The sequence below is a fragment of the Aeromonas sp. 5HA1 genome, assembly GCF_029237245.1.
Lineage (GTDB): Bacteria > Pseudomonadota > Gammaproteobacteria > Enterobacterales > Aeromonadaceae > Aeromonas > Aeromonas salmonicida.
This window is the reverse complement of record NZ_JAACFW010000002.1, coordinates 142,438-157,610: the sequence shown is the minus strand read 5'-3', so window position 1 is coordinate 157,610 and position 15,173 is coordinate 142,438. Positions and strand designations below refer to the sequence as shown.

Annotated in this window: 25 protein-coding genes; 24 read left to right on the top strand and 1 reads right to left on the bottom strand. The window is 55.4% G+C overall.

The window, feature by feature from the left end; genetic code table 11:
• Positions 1-28: 28 nt before the first annotated feature.
• The 8 genes from cutD to GWQ27_RS02985 all read left to right on the top strand — a co-directional run bounded on the left by cutD (position 29) and on the right by GWQ27_RS02985 (position 5,276).
• Positions 29-976: a choline TMA-lyase-activating enzyme gene (gene cutD, locus GWQ27_RS03020; RefSeq protein ID WP_275906636.1), complete on the top strand. Its 948-nt coding sequence runs from the start codon at positions 29-31 to the stop codon at positions 974-976.
• Positions 977-988: 12 nt separating this feature from the next.
• Positions 989-1,441: a BMC domain-containing protein gene (locus tag GWQ27_RS03015; protein WP_275906635.1), complete on the top strand. Its 453-nt coding sequence runs from the start codon at positions 989-991 to the stop codon at positions 1,439-1,441.
• Entirely contained in the window at positions 1,438-2,058 is a 621-nt protein-coding gene (locus tag GWQ27_RS03010) for a phosphate propanoyltransferase (protein ID WP_265434803.1), read from the top strand. Before GWQ27_RS03015 ends, GWQ27_RS03010 begins: the two co-directional genes overlap by 4 nt.
• An 11-nt stretch (positions 2,059-2,069) precedes the next feature.
• A complete protein-coding gene (locus tag GWQ27_RS03005) occupies positions 2,070-2,774 on the top strand; it encodes a hypothetical protein (protein ID WP_265434804.1) in 705 nt (234 codons plus the stop codon).
• 20 nt (positions 2,775-2,794) lie between these two features.
• Positions 2,795-3,148, top strand: a complete 354-nt coding sequence (locus GWQ27_RS03000) for a multidrug efflux SMR transporter (RefSeq protein ID WP_265434805.1) — start codon at positions 2,795-2,797, stop codon at positions 3,146-3,148.
• A gap of 73 nt (positions 3,149-3,221) precedes the next feature.
• On the top strand, positions 3,222-3,551 hold the full coding sequence (locus tag GWQ27_RS02995) for a multidrug efflux SMR transporter (protein WP_275906634.1): 330 nt from the start codon (positions 3,222-3,224) through the stop codon (positions 3,549-3,551).
• Between the two features lie 193 nt (positions 3,552-3,744).
• Positions 3,745-4,695, top strand: a complete 951-nt coding sequence (locus GWQ27_RS02990) for a DUF932 domain-containing protein (protein ID WP_275906633.1) — start codon at positions 3,745-3,747, stop codon at positions 4,693-4,695.
• Positions 4,696-4,706: 11 nt separating this feature from the next.
• The gene (locus GWQ27_RS02985) at positions 4,707-5,276 is read left to right on the top strand and encodes a lecithin retinol acyltransferase family protein (protein WP_275906632.1); all 570 of its coding nucleotides are present in this window, start codon (positions 4,707-4,709) and stop codon (positions 5,274-5,276) included.
• Here GWQ27_RS02985 and GWQ27_RS02980 read toward each other — a convergent pair.
• Positions 5,265-5,609, bottom strand: coding sequence for a helix-turn-helix transcriptional regulator (locus tag GWQ27_RS02980; protein ID WP_275906631.1), 345 nt, complete (start codon positions 5,607-5,609; stop codon positions 5,265-5,267). The two genes, GWQ27_RS02985 and GWQ27_RS02980, sit on opposite strands and share 12 nt — an antisense overlap.
• A gap of 147 nt (positions 5,610-5,756) precedes the next feature.
• Between GWQ27_RS02980 and GWQ27_RS02975 the strand changes: the two genes are divergently transcribed.
• The 16 genes from GWQ27_RS02975 (at position 5,757) to GWQ27_RS02900 (ending at position 15,158) form a co-directional block, all read left to right on the top strand.
• Positions 5,757-6,548: a hypothetical protein gene (locus GWQ27_RS02975; RefSeq protein WP_275906630.1), complete on the top strand. Its 792-nt coding sequence runs from the start codon at positions 5,757-5,759 to the stop codon at positions 6,546-6,548.
• Between the two features lie 219 nt (positions 6,549-6,767).
• Complete coding sequence (locus tag GWQ27_RS02970; RefSeq protein WP_275906629.1) at positions 6,768-7,046, top strand: hypothetical protein; 279 nt, start codon at positions 6,768-6,770, stop codon at positions 7,044-7,046.
• 84 nt (positions 7,047-7,130) lie between these two features.
• Complete coding sequence (locus GWQ27_RS02965; RefSeq protein WP_263685710.1) at positions 7,131-7,556, top strand: DUF2787 domain-containing protein; 426 nt, start codon at positions 7,131-7,133, stop codon at positions 7,554-7,556.
• A gap of 10 nt (positions 7,557-7,566) precedes the next feature.
• Positions 7,567-7,959: a hypothetical protein gene (locus tag GWQ27_RS02960; RefSeq protein ID WP_275906628.1), complete on the top strand. Its 393-nt coding sequence runs from the start codon at positions 7,567-7,569 to the stop codon at positions 7,957-7,959.
• Positions 7,960-7,969: 10 nt separating this feature from the next.
• Positions 7,970-8,272 carry a hypothetical protein gene (locus GWQ27_RS02955; protein WP_275906627.1) on the top strand — a complete coding sequence of 101 codons (303 nt, stop codon included), beginning with the start codon at positions 7,970-7,972 and terminating at the stop codon, positions 8,270-8,272.
• An 87-nt stretch (positions 8,273-8,359) separates the two neighbouring features.
• Positions 8,360-8,857 (top strand): DNA repair protein RadC, encoded by a 498-nt coding sequence (gene radC / locus GWQ27_RS02950; protein ID WP_275906626.1) that lies wholly within the window; start codon positions 8,360-8,362, stop codon positions 8,855-8,857.
• Positions 8,854-8,994, top strand: a complete 141-nt coding sequence (locus GWQ27_RS02945) for a hypothetical protein (protein WP_275906625.1) — start codon at positions 8,854-8,856, stop codon at positions 8,992-8,994. The genes radC and GWQ27_RS02945 overlap by 4 nt, the downstream gene beginning before the upstream one ends.
• Before the next feature lie 76 nt (positions 8,995-9,070).
• On the top strand, positions 9,071-9,409 hold the full coding sequence (locus GWQ27_RS02940) for a hypothetical protein (RefSeq protein WP_275906624.1): 339 nt from the start codon (positions 9,071-9,073) through the stop codon (positions 9,407-9,409).
• Between the two features lie 116 nt (positions 9,410-9,525).
• Positions 9,526-10,032, top strand: a complete 507-nt coding sequence (locus GWQ27_RS02935; protein ID WP_275906623.1) for a hypothetical protein — start codon at positions 9,526-9,528, stop codon at positions 10,030-10,032.
• Positions 10,032-10,247, top strand: a complete 216-nt coding sequence (locus tag GWQ27_RS02930; RefSeq protein WP_275906622.1) for a hypothetical protein — start codon at positions 10,032-10,034, stop codon at positions 10,245-10,247. The genes GWQ27_RS02935 and GWQ27_RS02930 overlap by 1 nt, the downstream gene beginning before the upstream one ends.
• On the top strand, positions 10,244-10,606 hold the full coding sequence (locus tag GWQ27_RS02925) for a hypothetical protein (RefSeq protein WP_275906621.1): 363 nt from the start codon (positions 10,244-10,246) through the stop codon (positions 10,604-10,606). Before GWQ27_RS02930 ends, GWQ27_RS02925 begins: the two co-directional genes overlap by 4 nt.
• Positions 10,607-10,684: 78 nt before the next feature.
• A complete protein-coding gene (locus GWQ27_RS02920; protein WP_275906620.1) occupies positions 10,685-11,227 on the top strand; it encodes a hypothetical protein in 543 nt (180 codons plus the stop codon).
• Position 11,228: 1 nt separating this feature from the next.
• Positions 11,229-11,585, top strand: a complete 357-nt coding sequence (locus GWQ27_RS02915; protein ID WP_275906619.1) for a hypothetical protein — start codon at positions 11,229-11,231, stop codon at positions 11,583-11,585.
• Between the two features lie 84 nt (positions 11,586-11,669).
• Entirely contained in the window at positions 11,670-11,984 is a 315-nt protein-coding gene (locus GWQ27_RS02910) for a hypothetical protein (RefSeq protein ID WP_275906618.1), read from the top strand.
• 2 nt (positions 11,985-11,986) lie between these two features.
• A complete protein-coding gene (locus GWQ27_RS02905) occupies positions 11,987-12,394 on the top strand; it encodes a type IV toxin-antitoxin system YeeU family antitoxin (RefSeq protein ID WP_275906617.1) in 408 nt (135 codons plus the stop codon).
• A 370-nt stretch (positions 12,395-12,764) separates the two neighbouring features.
• Entirely contained in the window at positions 12,765-15,158 is a 2,394-nt protein-coding gene (locus GWQ27_RS02900; protein ID WP_275906616.1) for a class I SAM-dependent DNA methyltransferase, read from the top strand.
• The last annotated feature ends 15 nt before the right edge of the window (positions 15,159-15,173 follow it).

Here is a 15,173-nt window from a genome sequence, read left to right as displayed (position 1 = left end):
CCTGCCATATCCGGAGATGGAGGCAAGCGTGATTGAAAATACTGAATTGACCGGGCGTATATTCAATATCCAGAAATACTCCATATATGATGGAGATGGCATTCGCACGCTGATTTTCTTTAAGGGCTGTAATCTTCGCTGCCCCTGGTGCGCGAATCCTGAAGGACTTAATAGTCAATTTCAGGTGATGTTCTCGCACGATAAGTGTATTAACTGCGGTGATTGCGTTAACGTTTGCCCGGCCGGGGTTCATTACCGGGCCGAAGAAAATGGGGCCATTAAACATTTTGTTGACCGAAATAAAGATTGTGTCGGTTGTCGAAAATGCGAAGAGATCTGCACGCAGAATGCACTGGATATAATGGGTAAAGATGTCACTGTCAGCGAGCTGATGGAGATCATCATGCAGGACTATGACTTTTACATTTCCTCTGGCGGTGGTGTCACCATCGGTGGCGGTGAAATGAGTCTGCAAACGGATTTTGCCGTCGCCTTATTTGGCGAATGCAAAAAGATGATGATTAATACGGCCATTGAAACTCAAGGCACCACTACCCTGGAAAATTATCAAAAGCTAGCCTCCGTCACTGATACTTTTTTATTCGACATCAAGCAGATCAACAGCGAATACCATAAAGCGATGCTGGGCATCGGTAATGAAGGTATTCGTCGCAATCTGGAATGGTTGGTTGATTACGGTGCCAAGGTGATTATCCGGATGCCGCTGATCCGCGGCTATAACGATTCGTGGGATGCCATCACTGGCGCAATCGAGTACGTACAAAAGCTGGCGAAGCGGGGGAATATCCTTCGTATCGACATGCTGCCATACCACCAGCTGGGGCGTAAAAAATATGAGCGTCTGGATATGCCCTACCCAATTACTCAGGACCCGTCTTACACCCCGGATGAATTAGACCGGTTGGAGACGTTCTTTAAGCAATTTGATTTTGATATTCGCTTAGTCCGTCATTAACAGGAGCCGAAAATGAAAAGTTTAGGCGTAATTGAAACGCGAGGATTAGTCGCCGCGATTCAGGCCGTGGACGCTGCTTGCAAATCTGCAAGTGTCAACTGCATTGGTTATCGCAAGGTGGGGGCAGGGTTAGTGAGTGTCTGCTTTGAAGGCGAAATCAGCGCCATTCACAACGCCATCGAGCGTGGCGTCGCGGTGGCTGCCACCATCGACCAGCAGGTCCATTCACTAGTGATTGCCCGTCCGGAGCCAAGCGCGGTAGCGGCCCTCAGCAACCTCAAGGGCTACCCGCTGCGCGTGCCGACCAGCACCAGGACCGAGATGGCGCCCGCAACGGGCGCAGCCCCGACCCTGCCACCGCAAAGCAGTGCCGATGCCGAACCTGCCACCCCACAGACCACACAGCCCGCACCGGATCTGGCGGAAGACAGACACGCCGCGGCAAGAAAAGGGAAGAAAGCATGATCGATCCCCAGCTGCATCAAAAGATCGCAGCCCGTCTGAGCCTGGTCAGCCCGACGATCCCGGTCGGCATCTCGAATCGCCACGTTCACCTGGCACAACAGGATGTCGAGGCCCTGTTCGGCAAGGGCTACACCCTGACGCCGCTCAAACCGCTGCACCAGCCGGGCCAGTTTGCCGCCGAGGAGTGCGTCACCGTGGTCGGCCCCAAGGGCTCGCTGACCCGGGTGCGGGTGCTCGGCCCGACCCGGCCGGTTTCACAGCTGGAGATCTCCCGCGCCGACTGCTTCACCCTCGGCATCAAGGCGCCAGTCCGTGAGTCAGGCCAGCTGGAAAATACCGGCAGCGCCCTGCTCATCGGCCCCGCCGGCCACGTGGAGTTGCGATCCCAGGTGATCTGCGCATGGCGGCATATCCACCTCTCGCCACAAGACGCTCGCCAGCTGAACGTGACCAACGGCCAGAAGGTGAGGGTGCGCAGCGACGGCGAGCGCCAGTTGACCTTCGATGAGGTGGTGGTGCGGGTGCGCGACGATTTCGCCCTGGAATTTCACATCGATACCGAAGAGGCCAACGCCGCCGGCTTGAAAAACGGCGCGCAGGTCAGGCTGCTCGGCTAACGGAGATCCCCATGACCGACGAACAGATCGAACGCCTGGTCGAACAGATGCTCAGGCGCCTGCAGCCACCGCTGCTGGTGATGGTGACCGCGGCCCAGGGCTATCGGCAGGCCATTCGAAACCGTCTGGCCGGCTGTGGACAGCCCCTGCAGCTTGCGCTGGCAGCAGACATCGAGGATGGGGCGCTGTGGCAACCGCTGGGAGAGACGGTGCCGGCCAGCATCTGGCAACAGGCCCTGCCGCAAATACCGTATCGCGCGCTGGTGCTGCCATTTCTCGACTATCCGCTGGCGATGGACCTTCTAAGCGGCACGCTCCGCAGTCCCGTTGCCCAGCGTTTACATGATGCCTTGTTGACTGGATTACCGGTGTTCGCGCTGCGCTATCACTGCGATCCGGCTAGCGAACTGAACCAGCTGCTGGGGGCGCAACCAAATTCAGCTTACGCCGGCCATATGCATGCTGCACTGACCCGCCTGAGTGAGATTGGCGTCACTTTGTGCAACATAAATGAGCTGCTGGAGACGCTGGCATCGGGTGATGAAGCAGCTCCAGTGCCGGCAAGCACCACGAGCACCGCCCGGCGCTATCTCACGGTCAGTGATGTAGAGATGAATCCGCTGCTTGCTAGTGCACCCGAAGCGCAGCTGACCGATGCAGCAATCGACTTTTTGAAAAGTAACAGAAAAGAAAAGAAAAAATCTTACCTTAAATAACAAACCTGGAGTTTTAACTTATGTCTTCAAAAACAAAATGTTGGTTATGGATGCTGTTGGTTATTCTTTCAGAAACCTCAGCAACGTCGACCTTGAAAATGTTTGGCAGCAGTGAAGGTAATACCAAGATGATGCTGCTCGGTCTGCTCGTGCTGCTGTATTGCACCTGTTACTACTCGCTATCTCGAGCGGTAAAAGATATCCCAGTTGGACTTGCTTATGCTACTTGGTCCGGCACCGGTATTTTGGTTGTGTCTACCTTGGGTATGGCATTTTACGGACAGCACCCAGATATGGCAGCTATTATCGGCATGGCAGTTATTGCTAGTGGCATTGTTATAATGAATCTGTTCTCAAAAATGGGTAGCGAATAAAACGAGACCTCTTCAGTTGAGTTAACAAATTCATTAAATGAAAAAATGCCAATTAATATAAAGGGAGTTGTATATGTTTAATTTAGGTTTTTTGTGGCTGGCGCTTTCCATTGGCTCTGAAATTACCGGCACATCAATGATCAAAAAAACAGATGGATTTAGAAAACTAGCTCCGTCGGTATTAGTGGTTTGCGCCTACAGCCTGTGTTATTTCGCACTAACACGCGCAATGAGTACGATTCCGGTGGGGGTCGCCTACTCGCTATGGTGTGGGTTTGGCATCGTCGGAGTTACTATCTGTTCAATGATCCTGTATAAGCAAAAACCGGATTTCCCTGCAATATTGGCTATGGTTCTTATTATTGCTGGTGGAATAATCATGAACGTCTTCTCATCGATGTAAATACGGTAAGAGCCATAAATGAAGGCGTTTAACATCCCATCGTAATAAGTGCCACCGGTATCACTTACTCAAGCCATAATTCGTCGCGTAGGCCACAGATTGAATCTTGATGAATAAAATCTCAGACATATGTTATCTCCATGAACCTACCTCAGGGACTGCTTCGGCAGTCCCTTTTTCATTGGAGATCTCTATGGCTCATTTGATTGATTCCATGGCCTACACAGGCCAAACCCCTTGGCATGGTCTCGGCAATGTCTTACCCCCACAACAGTCCCTTGATGTCTGGCTGCAAGCCGCCGGGATGAACTGGACCATCGAGCAAAGCGACGTGCTGTATCAGGGCTCGCCTGACAATCCGATCCTTCATATCTACCCAGACAGCAAAGTGCTCTACCGTTCCGATACCCTGGCCCCCCTGTCGGTGGTCTCACAGCGCTACAACGTGGTACAGCCCCATGAGGTGCTGCACTTCTATCAAGATCTGGTAGAAGCGGGTGGTTTCGAGCTGGAGACCGCAGGCTCACTCAAAGGTGGGCGCAAACTTTGGGCCTTGGCCAAGACAGGCCAGGACCTGATGCTCAAAGGCGGAGATCTGGTGAAGTCCTATCTGCTGCTGGCGACCAGTTGTGACGGGACGCTCTGCACCACGGCGCAGTTCACCTCGGTGCGGGTAGTCTGCAACAACACCCTGCAGGTAGCAGTCGGTAACCAGTCCGCTGCCATCAAGGTGCCGCACTCAACCCAGTTTGATGCAAGTGCCGTGAAACAAGCGCTGGGGCTGGGGGTAAGCCAGTGGGACCATTTCGGTCAGCATGCCAAAGCGCTCAGCCAACGCTCTGTGGCTCCTCAAGAGGCGCTGCGCTTTTTCAGTGGCCTGCTGGCACAGCCTTTGGATGAAGAGAGCATTGTGCTCACCCGGCCTGTACAGCGTTTACATGAGCTCTATCAAGGGGCTGGGATGGGGGCAGAGCTGGCCAGCTCGCATAACACCGCGTGGGGATTGGTCAATGCGGTGACCGAGTATATCGATCACCATCGCCGTACCCGCAGCCAGGATCATCGGCTGGATTCCGCCTGGTTTGGCCAAGGGGCGCAACTCAAATCCCGTGCCTTGGTGCAAGCCATCACTCTGCTGCAGTAGGAGAGACCAACATGTCCGCATTGAACTATGGCGACCACCTTATCTCCCCACGCATCGGGTATGAGCATCACGGGATCTACGTCGGTGACGATTGGGTGATCCACTACCAGGGCCCGTTTTCTGGTCATGACTCGTGTCAGGTTGTCATGTCTACGTTAGGGGCGTTTTGCCAGGAGAAGGACTTTACTATCAGGAGCCATCCTCAGCGACTGAGCCCGGAGCACAGTGTCAATCGAGCGCACAGCCGTCTGGGCGAACGCAGTTATAACCTGCTGTTCAACAACTGTGAGCACTTCGTGATGTGGTGTATCAAAGACCAGCACCACTCGGCTCAAGTCACGGAGGTCGCAGCCACGTTACTGGCGGCTCAAGTCACGCGCTCTTCACTGGGGCACCTGACCTCCGTGACTACCGCAGGGATAACAGGCGCCTCCCTGAGCTCATCCGTGGCAAGTGGTGCCACCACGGCGGCACTGACATCATTGGTAGGGGTGTCCACTGCGCCAGCATGGGCACCGTTGGCCGTCGGTGCAGCTGCAGCCTACGGCGCCCACAAGCTGTGGAACTGGTTAACGGATTAGCCGGCTCATAAGTGCCGTCATGGTATCGGTGACCCACTGACGATCATCGTCGGTGAGTTGCTCTAGTTGGTGAGCTAATCTGACGGCTTGCTCAAGGGGTCGCGAACTGGTTTCACGGAGCAAGTCCGTCAGCTCACATCCAAATATCTGTGCTAACTCAGCCAGTCGCACGATAGTGGGCACCACAATCCCCCGCTCCATGCGAGATACTGCCTCCATCCCAATCTGCAGTCGTTCAGCGACTTCCTCTTGGGTCATTCCCCGTTGTTGACGTTGATAAGCAATGGCTCTGCCCACGGCTTTGGCTAACACGTCCTGATTGATATCCATCACACCTCCAGATTCAACTTTTAAAGTTGACACCTAGACCTGTTGACATGAAGGACTCAAAAAGATGAGGATCGCCTTTTATGGTTGGCTTTGGTTGAGTGTGGACCGAATGGGTCGAATTACATCAATACAATTTAGAAGGAAATAAACATGAAAAAATCCATGCTATTGCTAGTAATGCTGGCAGCCACTCAGCAAGCGCATGCCCTCAGTGAGTCAGCCGCTGATGCCCCAGGCTGGAAGCAGTTTGGTAACGCTGCTACGGGATACAGCTATGGTGTCTATAACCGGGCGGATTCATTCACCATTCGGTGTCATCCTAACAAACCCGCCACCATCAATGTGGACATCATGAGTGTCGGAAAATACGGCTCTCAGGACTATCAAAGTGATTTCGTTTTTGAAGTGGATGGCAAGATCTTCATTGGCCACCGGGTTCTTCAAGACCAGAAAAGTTTTGAGGAACTCTGGACCGCACTGAGAAATGCGAAAGAACTAGGCGTATATCAACGCGAAAAAGGCAGCCGCAAATTTTCGTTCCCAACAGCGAACATTGCAAACACGTTACCGGCGCTGGGCTCGCCAGGCTTTCCTTGCCAATCACAAGAGACCTATGACGCCGCAGTCCTCGACGAAGACCTGGCTAACATCGAACCGCTGAAGAAGGGCGATGTACAGTTGAGAAAACGCGGTAATCCCTATTACGGCAAGACTACTTGGAACAAGTACCTGCTCGATATCACCAGCCGCAGTAACCGGATGGTGATCACCGACCTCAAGATCAACCGGGGCAGTTGCACGATCGATCCGAAAGCCAAGCTGCCATTTCGAATGGGCTTTGGCGGCAAAGTAACGCTCTCTCTGCTGCCGGAGGACTGCGACCCCCTGGAGGTCACTGTGACCACACTCGGTGGCGAGCAGACTCTGTCGTTTGACCAATAACCCAACCCAGGGAGGCAACAGCCTCCCTGTTATTTTTAAAAGGTAACCACAATGAACCGAGTTATCGCGCTGCAGGTGGCAAGCGCCACCAGTGGTGTAGGGGCAGAGGAAAATGGCTGGTCTCGCAGTTGAGGACCAGGCTCACAAGCGAACTACACCGTCACCCTCGCTGGCACCACACTGCTCACCATCATCTGTCGGGATGATGCGCCGCTCACCATGCTGGCGACGGTGAACGAGCGCGATGATGGCAGCGACAGCAAGCGTCAGTTTGCCTTGCTGGTGAACGGGCAACGCTACGATGCCCCTTACCGGCAAGGGGAGTTCAACTCGTTCTGGGAGGTACTTCGCAACGCGACGTCAGTGGCGCTATTGCTGCCATCAAACAAGCTCATCTATTTGCCCACCAGCCACCTTGCAGAGGTTCTGCCAGCCATCGGCACGCCGGATAACAATTGCGTGGCGCCAGAGTCATCACAGGCCTTTCGCACACCATGACGATGACTTAGACCAACCATTGCAACCACACCCAGAGGGAGGCTAATGCCTCCCTCGCTTTTTTGGATATGACAAGGAACGCTTATGACTATTCCCTTTTTCCGAGACGGCTTTGCCCTGCCCGTGGCCCAAGCGCTGCTCGCGTTACTCAATCAGGAGGTCGCCAATATTGGCCTCAACCTCGAGCGCCTGACCCAACTCACCTTCAACTTTCGCAGTCCCACCTACAGCCCCGAGCAAGGAGGGGCTCACCCCGTCGAGATACGCCTGATACGCGGTCTTGATGGCTGGCTGTTCGATTATGTCACCGACTTCAGCTACCAGGGACTGGGTCAGGATGCCGAGCTTTGCAAGGAGCTCGATTTCAACTTCCTGGATGACGAACACTATTTGCAAGGATGGGGGCCTATCCAGCGCTCAGAGGCTCATGAGTTATTCACTCTGTGGCAGACCAACTTTGTTGCCTACTGCCGGATGGCGTACTTCACAGTCACAGTCAGTGGGGATTAGGAGATATGTGATGACTAACGAACTGCCGCTCTCCCACACCTTGCGCCAGTGGTTAGGGCTAGTCGCCGCCAAGGCCAAGCTGATACCTACTCGCCAGGGTGAGCGCTGGTTGCTGCACCTGACTCCGGGTCGCCCACATGCCCGTACCGTCACGCTGCATCTGCGCTGGTCTGGGGTGCAGTGGCAACTGTTCTCCCTCACTAATGCCGAGGACTGGCGCACCATGAGCCAGCCGATAGATGAAATCTGTGTGGACCCCACGCGTCGCTGTTTCTGGCGCTGCCAAGCAGGACCGGTTTCTCTCACCGAGCAACCCCGTGTGTTGGCAAGTTTCCTGGCTGACCTGCAGCGTGCCTGCATTCATCACGGTTATCGCGTCGATAGTGACTCCTTACCCCAATAGGAGGCGCACGATGCCCAAACAACCGATAGCCGTTGAGCTGGAAGCCATCAACCGAGAGGGAGAGACGCAGGTAGTGCGGGACAGTGGATTGACGGTTCAGGGCTACAGCGTATACCTGCGGGCGGTAGAGGCCAGTGGGCTGGCACTGGCCACCTGGGTGGCAGACTACGCCGCCATTGGTCCAGCCTATGAACTGGCGGAACGGCTGAGCATTGCGCTTGCTATCTCGCTCAACGTACTGGTACCCGAATCGCTGATGCCGGTGAAGTGGGAACCCACAGCCAGGGCAGGCATCACCACCACGGACAACTGAACTACTCTCACAGTGAACCAACAACTTCTCTGCATTTAGCCCCGGTATGCCTCGCGCTGCCGGGGTCTTTCTTTTTGGAGACCTCACATGCGTTACCACAAACTGAAAGCCGGGGAATGCCCCGGCACCTATGTCGTCACCGAGCCCGTGACCGAGCAAGACCTGTTGCGTATCGCCAATCAGATTGCTCGTAAGCGGCTGGCCAAAGGTACCGCCATCACCAGTACCACAGAGGCCGCCGAGCGACTGCAAACATTACTGCAAGACCGGGAGCACGAAGTGTTTGGGGCTCTGTTCCTCGACTCCCAGCATCGTGTCCTGGCCTTTGAAGAACTGTTTCGCGGCACTCTCGATAGCGCAAACATCTATCCACGGGAAGTGGTCAAGCGGGCCTTGCTACTCAATTGCGGGGCCATCATCGCGGTCCATAATCACCCCAGTGGTGACCCAGAACCCAGCCACTCCGACCGGGTCTTTACCCGAGCCCTCAAAGAGGCCTTGGCGCTGGTGGATATCCGATTGCTCGACCACCTGGTGGTCGGTGCTGAGGGCGTGGTCTCGCTGGCTGAGCGAGGTCAGCTATGACTCTAACCCCAGGTAAGTCACACCTCACCGCCCTCGATATCCTCCTCGAATTGCGTTGCTGGCTTGCTAACAACATCGAGATGCAGGCAGAGCCCGCCATCGTGGCTCACCTGCCTAACGGCTACCTGCTCACCTAGGCTGACTGTATCGAGGCTATCGATGCGCTGCTACATCAGCTACGCCAATTAGCCAACCCAAGAAGGGGCGAGCACCATGCGATTACCCAATCCCTATTCCCTTGAGAAAACGCTCGAGAAGCTACGCCATGGCCTGACAACCGCCAGCAACCAAGCGGCGCTGGCGTTATTGGAGAAGGCGGTCACCAAGGCCCGTGACGACGAGGGTTATGCCATGCAGTTTGAAGAGACCTTGCAGCGGGGATCCACCATCGAGATCCGCGAGTGCCTCAGTTGCTTTGGCGACTACTTCGAGCACTCCCGAGACACACCGCCCTATTACCCGCATCACGATGCCGTCAACGGCATTGATTGTGCGCTCTACACCATCCTGTTTGATGTTGCTCACCCAGACGCAGAGCAGGCACACGAATAACGCCAGCATCCCCAAACCCGGATCATCAGCGCCAACACCATGATCCGGATATCCCGACATCACTCACAAGGCCACCTCACCAAAGGTGGCCTTTTGCATTTCAAGGAGCTATTTCCATGTCTGCCTTCATGATCGATCGCAAGGACTACCTTGCCTTTGCCGTACAGTTACACCGTTTTTGCAATGCCCCGATGCCACCGCACTACACCTTGGAGCTACTGCGCACCCTCTGGTGGCTGCCGCCAGCAGACACGACCAGTACCTGGACGTGGCGGGTAGACCGACTGGTACGGCTGATGATGCTCGCCAACCGGCGGGCAGTCTGGCATCGCTATCAGCTGGGGCGTCAGCAGAACCGCAAGGAACCACATCAGCACTGCTCGACTAAGCGGAGTTCGCTTAAACCTGCCCACCGCTACCACCAGATACCACTCACCGATGCCGAACTGGTGGCGCTGTACAAATTCACCTGCTGCGCCCTGTACCAATCGAGCGAATGGACCGGGAGTCCTGAGCAGGCACCTCGGCTTGTAAAGGTACTACAGCAGTTGCAACAGGCTCTCGCACAAGACGTGCTGACCCGGCTGTCACTGTGGGACCAAGCCCCTTGGGGAGAGATGTGATGAATATCTCCATCACCCTGACCATGACGACTTCACCACCGGACGGTACAGCCCAGATAGCTCAACGTATCGCCGATGACATGGCACACCTGCATCATCGTCTGGGTGATGGGGTCAGTGATGAACTGGGAATCAGCATCAGTTACCTGGTCGAACAGTTTGCGCTGCTGGCAGCGGCCTACCGTTCACCTGCTGAAAGGGAGAAACACCCATGATCGAATTTAACGACAGCTTTAGCCAGGCCGCCGTGGCAGAGGCCATGTGTGCCCATCCAGGACTTGCCAAGCTCATCAGTCAGCAGTTGATGCTGCCGGGCTTTGCCTATGCCCACGATGTGGAGGGACGGCGTATTGGTGGCCCACTGGTAGCGCCCAACCCGGTACTGCACAAGACCACGCTCTTTGTCAGTCCTCGTGATATGCGTGAACACCTGCCACGAGAGATTAACTTCGTCCGCTTTCGCTGTGTCTGTAATGCAGCAGGTCAACCGGTCGACGAGTGGCAACGGGTGATTGTCGGAGCTTACGTCAACCATGGCAGCAACGACGCGCCGGATTGGAGTAGCCACACCTGAGCCACGGCAACCAGCACACACAAGACCCCATGCAGCACCTCACACCGAGGGGCTGTTTGCATTTTAAGGAACCCAACCATGCATGACTTGCGTGACTACAAGACCCTGACCGCTCGGCAACTCACCGCCGCTATTGGCAAGCTCAACCACAACACTGCACCGAAGATAATGACCCACCTGGCATTGCGGGCCAGACAGCAGTACCCGCTCGGTAATGGCCGCAGCAGAGCCAAGGCCCTCAAGCTGCTGCGCCGGGTCAAAAAAGCCCACAAAGTGCGGCGTATCCCACTTGAGCTCACCGTGACCGGCTGCCGCATCGACCGAGGGAGCCATCAGGCAGACCGCTACTACTACGACCGCACGCTACTGGCCCAAGGCTGGCAGCAATACGATACCGAGGAAGACGCCTGGTACTTTGGCATCTGGATTCTCACCGAGAAGCTCGAGACCTTTACCTACGCCGAAGGGGATACCAGCCATGTGATTGCGCCAAACGTCGAGGCGTTTCGTGCCGAACTGGCGCGGCTCTATCAGTACCACCCGCAAGCCCCGGCGTTTATCAGCATCGACCCGGAAGCGGGCACGGTGACCCACCACTTTGAAGCCAAGCCGGAGGTGTGAGATGGCGAAGAACATCACCATCAAGGTGCCGGGCAAGCATCCACAGACCGGCGAGCTCACCACCTTTGAGCTCAAGGGCCAGCGCATGGATATCGACATCGGTGGGCAGGCCGTGCCTTTCCTTATTCATGGGAGGGGGATAGGCACCTCGCTCACCCACATCCCGAGCGGCTACCGCATAGCCCTGCTCGGTGGCTGGCTGACCGCACGTTACGCCATGCCTGAGAATAAGCCCAGCAGAGCGGCCTGCGCCCAGATGGCCATAGACCGGCTGGTAGCCCAATACGGCTCGCGGCACCTGCTGGACCGACTCAACTGCAAGCCGGTTATCAACGAGACCGCAGACTGCACTCGTTGACGTCCCACAATCTTGCTCATCCACACACAGCATAAAGGGCCAGCCCTCTCAGGCTGGCCCTTTGCATCACTGGAATCACCGAACATGACCCGTCTTATCACCGCGCTCGAGGTGCATCGCTATGCCCCCGAGCTTAACAAACTGCATCTGCGCAACCGACAAACGTTACCAGCCCCCGGCATCACCACCATCAAAGAGGCTAAAGCCCGCCTGTTTGGCCGCTGGCTGCCGGGGCATCAGGTGACCATCACCGTGAGTCACCCTGACTACGTCAATCTTGCCCGACTCTACCGGGGGCGACTGGCAAACCTGACAGACCTCCCAGCGCATCTGGCCAGACTACGTCAGCGCCACAACGTGCCTGGCACTATCATCTACACCCAGTTGAGGTATCGCTAATCATGACCACAACCCATCCCACATGTCCTGCCACACAGCAACCTGAGGCCCCAGCTTTCACGCCGCCCCCCAGCATCAGCTGGGGTCTGCCGCGTGATACCTCTCCACGCTTTGGCGCTCGTCTGATACAGAGTCGCTACCGGCTCGATTTTCTATCCGATCGGGCCAGTCTGATAGGTGAATGGAGTGAGGCGCAGATAGCCAAGCTCGACCTGGCTTTCCCGGAAATCATCAAAGCTCTGGAGGCCAAACTACTGACCGGCGAGCTAGATGCCCAGCGTCAGCACTGCATCACTATCCAGCACGGCGGCTTTACCTGTGAAGCCGATACCTTGGGCAGCCATGGATATCTGTATATCTGCATTTACCCTGCAACGAGCATGGATGCCAATCCTGACAGCAAGGCGTGACCACAAATCCGCTTGTGGTAACATTTTGGCGCCTATTCGTCCGTGATAAGTGGGTAGGTCTTGGGGAAGGCCAATTCATGGCCTTCCCTTTGTTCTTGTCCCGCATTTTCCTGTTAATTAAAACAGCAGCTTGCCTGCAATCGGTCAGCCATTCTGGTAGACTGGCGGCCATTTTGAGGCTGTGCCAACCCGCTCGAACCATCACGAAAAAACATCCATTTGAACCTCGTGATAAACGGTGGCGCTACTCCTCCACCTGACATCCGCTATCGCTTCCCATCATCCGGCGACACCAGAGCCATGCGTATGCGGTTAATTCCTCAGGCCACACTTTTTGCATTCCGGGGTAACCCGGAGACAGGAAAACAACATGGATCACAGTGTTCATAACAAACTCGTCTCTTTTATCTGGAACATCGCTGACGACTGCCTGCGCGACGTTTACGTCCGTGGCAAATACCGTGATGTGATCTTGCCGATGGTGGTATTGCGCCGCCTGGATACCCTGCTCGAACCCACTAAGGAAGCAGTCCTGGAAGAGGTCCGCTTCCAGCAGCAGGAGATGAACGCAGTCGAGCTGGACGAAGAGCCGCTCAAGGCAGCTTCTGGCTATGTCTTCTACAACATCTCCAAGTGGACGCTCAAATCCCTGTTGAACGCCGCCACCAACAACCAGCAGATCCTGCTGGCAAACGTCAATGAATACCTCAATGGCTTCAGCGATAACGTCAAGGAGATCGTCAACTGCTTTAACCTCAAGGCGCAGATCCGCCATATGGCTGACAAGCAGGTGCTGCTCGATGTGATTGAGAAGTTCGTCTCCCCTTATATCAACCTTACCCCCAACGATATTGAAGACCCGGAAGGCAACAAGCTGCCCGCCCTCAGCAACCTCGGGATGGGGTATGTGTTTGAAGAGCTGATCCGCAAATTCAACGAAGAGAACAACGAAGAGGCCGGGGAACACTTTACCCCGCGCGAGGTGATCGAGCTGATGACCCACCTGGTGTTTGATCCCATCAAGGATCAACTGCCGCTCACCATGACGATCTATGACCCCGCCTGTGGTAGCGGTGGCATGCTGACCGAATCCCAAGGCTTTATCGAAGAGAAATACCCGGCTACCGGTGTCAGCCGTGATATTCACCTCTATGGCAAGGAGATCAACGACGAGACTTACGCGATTTGTAAGTCCGACATGATGATCCGGGGCAATGACCCGGCCAACATCAAGGTGGGCTCCACCCTGTCGACCGATGAATTCTCCCATATGCGCTTTGACTTTATGCTCTCCAACCCGCCCTACGGAAAAAGCTGGGCGTCAGAGCAAAAGCACATCAAAGATGGCAGTGACGTGATCGACAGCCGCTTCAAGGTAAAACTGGCCGATTACTGGGGTGTGGTTGACCCCAAAGGCTGTGACGCCACCCCGCGCTCCAGCGATGGTCAGCTACTGTTCCTGATGGAGATGGTCAACAAGATGAAATCCCCATCGACCAGCCCGCTGGGTAGCCGTATCGCCTCGGTGCACAACGGCTCCAGCCTGTTTACCGGCGATGCGGGCAGTGGTGAGAGCAATATCCGTCGCTATCTCATCGAAAATGACATGCTCGAAGCCATTGTCCAGCTACCGAACAACCTGTTCTATAACACCGGCATCACCACCTATATCTGGCTGCTCAACAACCACAAGCCTGCCCATCGGCAAGGCAAGGTGCAGCTTATTGATGCCAGCCTGCTCTATCGCAAACTGCGCAAGAACCTGGGTGACAAAAATTGCGAATTCTCTCCCGAACAAATCGAGGAGATCACCAACACCTACCTCGCCTGTGCCGATGTAGAGCGCCAGCTGGATAGCAATGACGATCCGATCGGCATCGCCAGCAAGGTGTTCAATAACGAAGACTTTGGTTACCACAAGGTGACGGTGGAGCGCCCTGATCGTCGCAAGGCCCAGTTCAGTAGTGAGCGTCTCAACGCCCTGCGTTTTGACAAATCCTTAAACGAGGTTATGGCACACTGCTTTGCCGAGTATGGTGAGCAAGTCTATCAGGATGGGTTCCTGACCGGGCACAGCAAGCAGATCCTCGAGTGGTGCGAGAAAAACGAGATAAGCCTGAACACCAAGGCCAAAGAGAAGCTGCTGAGCACCGATTTCTGGTGCGCTGCCCGCACCCTGTTCGGTACGGCTCATACCCTGATGCAGGAGATAGGTGAAGCCGAGTTTAACGACTTCAACCTGTTTAAGGCGCAGGTCGAGGCAACGCTCAAGGCTCATAAGCTCAAACTCTCCGTCACAGAGAAAAATGCCCTGTTCAATGCCGTGAGCTGGTATGACGAGACCGCCGCCAAGGTGGTGAAAAAGGTGGTGAAGCTCAGTGCCGACAAGCTGGGGGAACTGCTGGATCTCTACAGCTGCGAAGAGGCCGACTTGCCCGATTTTGGTTACTACTCCACAGGCAAGAAAGGCGAGTTCGTCACCTATGAGAGCAGCAGCGATCTACGCGATAGCGAGTCGGTGCCGCTTACCCAGAGCATCTACCAGTACTTTATCGACGAGGTGCAACCCCATGTGGCAGAGGCCTGGCTCAATATGGAGTCGGTCAAGATTGGCTATGAGGTGAGCTTTAACAAGTATTTCTACCGCCATAAGCCGTTGCGCTCACTCGAGACCGTAGCCGAAGAGATCCTGGCGCTGGAACAGCAGGCCGATGGACTGATAGCTCAGATCCTGGGTCTCACAACACCCCAACCCCAGGCATAAGCAGGAGACGATACA

What these genes read in the sequence shown, in the direction of transcription:
- GWQ27_RS02905 (WP_275906617.1), top strand. Translation starts at nt 11,987, where the DNA reads ATGACCACAACCCATCCCACATGTCCTGCCACACAGCAACCTGAGGCC.
- GWQ27_RS03000 (WP_265434805.1), top strand. Translation starts at nt 2,795, where the DNA reads ATGTCTTCAAAAACAAAATGTTGGTTATGGATGCTGTTGGTTATTCTT.
- GWQ27_RS02990 (WP_275906633.1), top strand. Translation starts at nt 3,745, where the DNA reads ATGGCTCATTTGATTGATTCCATGGCCTACACAGGCCAAACCCCTTGG.
- GWQ27_RS02985 (WP_275906632.1), top strand. Translation starts at nt 4,707, where the DNA reads ATGTCCGCATTGAACTATGGCGACCACCTTATCTCCCCACGCATCGGG.
- GWQ27_RS03015 (WP_275906635.1), top strand. Translation starts at nt 989, where the DNA reads ATGAAAAGTTTAGGCGTAATTGAAACGCGAGGATTAGTCGCCGCGATT.
- GWQ27_RS02940 (WP_275906624.1), top strand. Translation starts at nt 9,071, where the DNA reads ATGCGATTACCCAATCCCTATTCCCTTGAGAAAACGCTCGAGAAGCTA.
- GWQ27_RS02900 (WP_275906616.1), top strand. Translation starts at nt 12,765, where the DNA reads ATGGATCACAGTGTTCATAACAAACTCGTCTCTTTTATCTGGAACATC.
- radC (WP_275906626.1), top strand. Translation starts at nt 8,360, where the DNA reads ATGCGTTACCACAAACTGAAAGCCGGGGAATGCCCCGGCACCTATGTC.
- GWQ27_RS02965 (WP_263685710.1), top strand. Translation starts at nt 7,131, where the DNA reads ATGACTATTCCCTTTTTCCGAGACGGCTTTGCCCTGCCCGTGGCCCAA.
- GWQ27_RS02935 (WP_275906623.1), top strand. Translation starts at nt 9,526, where the DNA reads ATGTCTGCCTTCATGATCGATCGCAAGGACTACCTTGCCTTTGCCGTA.
- GWQ27_RS02975 (WP_275906630.1), top strand. Translation starts at nt 5,757, where the DNA reads ATGAAAAAATCCATGCTATTGCTAGTAATGCTGGCAGCCACTCAGCAA.
- GWQ27_RS02925 (WP_275906621.1), top strand. Translation starts at nt 10,244, where the DNA reads ATGATCGAATTTAACGACAGCTTTAGCCAGGCCGCCGTGGCAGAGGCC.
- GWQ27_RS03005 (WP_265434804.1), top strand. Translation starts at nt 2,070, where the DNA reads ATGACCGACGAACAGATCGAACGCCTGGTCGAACAGATGCTCAGGCGC.
- GWQ27_RS02930 (WP_275906622.1), top strand. Translation starts at nt 10,032, where the DNA reads ATGAATATCTCCATCACCCTGACCATGACGACTTCACCACCGGACGGT.
- GWQ27_RS02945 (WP_275906625.1), top strand. Translation starts at nt 8,854, where the DNA reads ATGACTCTAACCCCAGGTAAGTCACACCTCACCGCCCTCGATATCCTC.
- GWQ27_RS02910 (WP_275906618.1), top strand. Translation starts at nt 11,670, where the DNA reads ATGACCCGTCTTATCACCGCGCTCGAGGTGCATCGCTATGCCCCCGAG.
- GWQ27_RS02915 (WP_275906619.1), top strand. Translation starts at nt 11,229, where the DNA reads ATGGCGAAGAACATCACCATCAAGGTGCCGGGCAAGCATCCACAGACC.
- GWQ27_RS02920 (WP_275906620.1), top strand. Translation starts at nt 10,685, where the DNA reads ATGCATGACTTGCGTGACTACAAGACCCTGACCGCTCGGCAACTCACC.
- GWQ27_RS02970 (WP_275906629.1), top strand. Translation starts at nt 6,768, where the DNA reads ATGCTGGCGACGGTGAACGAGCGCGATGATGGCAGCGACAGCAAGCGT.
- GWQ27_RS02995 (WP_275906634.1), top strand. Translation starts at nt 3,222, where the DNA reads ATGTTTAATTTAGGTTTTTTGTGGCTGGCGCTTTCCATTGGCTCTGAA.
- GWQ27_RS02960 (WP_275906628.1), top strand. Translation starts at nt 7,567, where the DNA reads ATGACTAACGAACTGCCGCTCTCCCACACCTTGCGCCAGTGGTTAGGG.
- GWQ27_RS02955 (WP_275906627.1), top strand. Translation starts at nt 7,970, where the DNA reads ATGCCCAAACAACCGATAGCCGTTGAGCTGGAAGCCATCAACCGAGAG.
- GWQ27_RS03010 (WP_265434803.1), top strand. Translation starts at nt 1,438, where the DNA reads ATGATCGATCCCCAGCTGCATCAAAAGATCGCAGCCCGTCTGAGCCTG.